General features: G+C 66.5%; 4 protein-coding genes. All 4 read right to left on the reverse strand.

The window, feature by feature from the left end; genetic code table 11:
- Positions 1-131: 131 nt before the first annotated feature.
- Positions 132-1469: an MFS transporter gene (locus JWN03_RS33680; RefSeq protein ID WP_441343109.1), complete on the reverse strand. Its 1338-nt coding sequence runs from the start codon at positions 1467-1469 to the stop codon at positions 132-134.
- Between the two features lie 120 nt (positions 1470-1589).
- Positions 1590-2075 (reverse strand): MarR family winged helix-turn-helix transcriptional regulator, encoded by a 486-nt coding sequence (locus JWN03_RS33685; RefSeq protein ID WP_297623487.1) that lies wholly within the window; start codon positions 2073-2075, stop codon positions 1590-1592.
- A gap of 102 nt (positions 2076-2177) precedes the next feature.
- Positions 2178-2414, reverse strand: coding sequence for a helix-turn-helix domain-containing protein (locus JWN03_RS33690; RefSeq protein ID WP_297623490.1), 237 nt, complete (start codon positions 2412-2414; stop codon positions 2178-2180).
- Between the two features lie 444 nt (positions 2415-2858).
- Complete coding sequence (locus JWN03_RS33695) at positions 2859-3458, reverse strand: GNAT family N-acetyltransferase (protein WP_297623493.1); 600 nt, start codon at positions 3456-3458, stop codon at positions 2859-2861.
- Between the last annotated feature and the right edge of the window lie 290 nt (positions 3459-3748).

A 3748-nucleotide genomic window follows, 5' to 3' on the forward strand; every position in this document is an offset into this window, starting at 1 on the left:
TCCGAGGAGCCGGAGGAGGGCCAGGTAGATCATGCGCAGCGCCATGCAGCCCGAGGCTGCCATGATCGCCTGGAACTGCAAAGTTCCTGATCAAGGGCTGTGCGTGACTTCTGGCACCCTACAGGCCGGTGTCAGCGTCGGGGTCGCGGGTACAGCGAGCGATCGGTGATAGTGATGACGATCAGGGCGGCGCTGATGCCGACCATGATCCAGGCGATCAAGTGGAGGCCGTGGTCGGTGACGTGCGTGTGGAACACGATGCCGGTGATGGCCGAGGAGGCGATCGAGCCCATGTAGGCGAAGGTGCGCAGCAAACCCGAGGCGCTGCCGAGTTGTTGATGGGGAGCTTGGTCGTACAGGGCGGTCTGGTTGCCGGCTGAAGCGGCGCCCATCGAGATGCCGAACACAATGGTGATGGCAACGACTAGGCCGACCCAGGTCGATGAGGTCAACAGGAGAACGCCCGCCGACCCCGCCGCGCACATCAGCGCGGCGGCGATCAGCGGTCCTCGTATGAGATTGCGTCGCGACACTGGCGAGATGACCACCGCGGACACCAGGGTCATGGGCAGCAGTAGCAGCCCGGATTCGCTCTCGGACAGGCCACGTACGGCCTCAGCCCATTGCGTGAGCCCGTAGAGCACGATGTAGACGCACAGCATCGCCAGGCCAAAACGCAGATACGTTCGGGTCAGAGCCCGGTTGGCCGCGAGCAGGCGCACGTCGAGGAATGGGGTGGCGGCACGCAACTCCCAGATCGCGAGCGCCGCTCCCGCTGCCACCGCGATGCCCAGCAGGTACCAGTGCACGACGGGCAGGTCGTAGAGGAACACCAGCAGTGCGATCATCGTCGCGCCGAAACCGAGGATGCCCGTCACGTCGAGGGCGGAGGCGATGCCACGCAGGGTGTGGTCGCGGCCGACGAGGTTGTCACGGGGGATCCAGGCCAGTGTCGCGGCAAGGGCGATCAGTGCTACCGGCACGTTGAGAAAGAACACCGATCGCCAGGTCAAGGCACCGACCAGGACGCCGCCGACGGGTAGTCCCAGCGACGCCGTGGCGGTGCCAGCTATCTGTAGTCCGCCGAGGACGTTGCCGGGTGGTTCGTCGAGGCCGGCGTCGTGGGCTCGGCCGCGGATCAGCAGCATCGCTGTCGGGTAGGCGCAGGAGGTGCCGAGACCGATCAGGACTCTGCTGATGAGCAGGGTGATCAGGTCCTGCGCGAGGCCGCCCACAGTGCCGCCGACTGCCACCAGCGCGATTCCGGTCGAAAAGACCCGTCGCGGACCGAACACCTGGGCGGCCTTGCCAGCCGTGGGCTGGGCGATGGCGCTAGCCAGATACAGTCCGGTCACCAGGGCTGCGGTCTGCCCGACTCGGACGTGCAGGCCAGCGGCGATCGGTACCAGCGCGGTAGCGATCAGTGAGCTGTTGATCGGGTTCAGCGCAGAGCCGATCAACAACGGCACAGTGAATCGCCAAGAGAATGGACGCGCAGCACCACCCGCCTCGCTCCGGGCGCTTGCGACGACGTCGGACTCCGGCTCAGGCATGGCACTGCCTCCGCTCCTTGGGGTGAGACTCGATGATCACGGTCGCTGGTCGAACAGGTCGGCCAGCCGCTCGATCAGCGGCGCCGCCGCGTCGAGAGTCGCGATCTCTTCGGAAGTGAAGGACGCCGCCATCGCCGCGGCCGTCCTGTCGGCGACGGCGCTGCGCTCGGAACTCAGCACGGCCCGGCCGGCATCGGTGACCGTGAGCAGCCAGCGACGCCCGTCAGCGGGATCAGCGGTACGGGCCACCAGCCTACGGTCTCCCAGAACCGCGACGGTGGCGCCCATCGCCTGGGGGGTGATCTGCTCACGCCTGGCCAGTTCTGCAGTGGTGATCGGACCCAGCCGTTCGAGCCGCGAGAGGGCCGTCAGCTGCGGGCCCGTCAAATCTCCCTCGCTCAGCGCTTCGTGACTGCGGCGCCTGAACGCGCTGATGCTGATCCGCAACCGCGTGGCAACCCCGATCAGCGCGGGGTTCGACTCAAGGGTTTCGGTGCGGTCGTCCGATGCTCGCGAAGCCATATTAGAAGGTTAGGCTTGCTTTGCAAACCTAACCTTCTAATATGGAGGTCGCCAGCCGCAAAAGATGGCGCTGTGCCTGGTGAGCGCGGTCCGCGTCGAGACTCAGGTGGTACGGCCGTGGCGTTCCAGGACTCGGTAGACGGTCGCCCGTGAGACGCTGAACAGTTCGGCGAGGTCGGCGATGGTGTGCTCGCCGGTGGCGTGCTGTTCGACCAGGTGCTCCTGCTGGCGGGCGATGGTTCCCCAAACAAACAAGATCCTCAAAAGTCGATCAACGCCATCAGGACCAGTCTCGCCCCCGAACTGCTTGGACAGCCACAGCGCCAGCGCCAGGCTCATGACCATCATCCCAACGAGGCCCCGCGCGGCGTGTACGAGATCCCACCATGGGGGGCATCTTCCCCACGCCATGCCGTCCGGTCAGGCGATCACCCTGACTGCCACCGGACCGTGACGATCCAGCTACAAGTCACGCCGATGAGCGAGTCGGCCTCTCAGTAGTCGTTGTCTTCGAAGTAGCCCCACAACGCCCTTGAGCCCTCAACCCAGCCATCGTAACGGAGTATCCCGACCAGCACGGCGGTTCGGCCTGTGAACGCTTCGTCAACCTGGTGCTGACGGCTGCGTATGCCCGGGGCGGGCGTCGCCGACGCCCTTGGATACCCCCCCATCGCGACCACCAGGGCTCGCCGCTGAGGCCGGAGGGACCTGGAGCCGGACGCCTCCGGGGATCACCTACGGTCCCCATCGGGCTGGTCACCACGGGGAACTGGCGACAGTTGATTACGCGAGCTCACCAGTACGGGACCCCTGTTCCGTGCCGCTCAGGTGCACTGGCGTCAGGCATCTGGTTGTGACGTACCGGTCCGACGACAACTCGAACACCCGTACTCGCCGACCGCCGGTGGGATTGACGGTCTCGTGGACCGGATGCATCCCCAGTTTGGTCATGATCCGTTCGGAGACGTCGTTGCCCACTTGAGTAATGCTGACGATCCGCTCCAGCCCTCGCTCTTCGAACCCGAACCGTACAGCGGCCGCAGCGGCCTCGGTGGCCAAGCCCTGCCCCCACTGGGAACGTCCCAGCCGCCAGCCGACCTCAACCGCCGGCAGTACCTCCGGCAAGAAGTCGGGCACCGAAAGGCCGGTGAACCCGGCCAGCTCGCCAGTGGACCGGATCTCCACGGCGAACAGGCCGAAGCCCTGTGACTCCCACTCGCGCTCCCATGCCTGGACCCGGCCGCGAGTCTGCTGTTCGTCAAGGACGCTGGCGTCACGGATCCACCGCATGACCTCGGGGTCGGCATTGACGGCAGCCATGGGCGCAACGTCTTCCTCGCGCCAGCGACGCAGGATCAAACGGGGAGTCTGAAGCGTGACCATTCAATCATTCTGGGTCACAAATGGGCTCTCCGTCATCCTCACCAGGCACTTTCGATACACGCCCTAGCGGACCGCAGGTCGAAGGCCGGCCCCCGTCACACGCGGGGGCCGGCCTTCGTCGTGCTCAGTGCGCGGCGCGCACCGCCGAGATCAGTCCGCCGGCGCCCTCGTCCTGCTGCGACGGGGTGAGCACCGGACGCCCGTAGGCCTCGGCGCGCTCACGCAGGGTGAAGGTCTCCGCCTCCCAGCCGAGGCCGTCCAGCCAGCCGACCGGGTCCTCCGGCATCTCC

The sequence above is a fragment of the Nocardia sp. genome, assembly GCF_025465275.1.
Taxonomy (GTDB): Bacteria; Actinomycetota; Actinomycetes; order Mycobacteriales; family Mycobacteriaceae; genus Nocardia.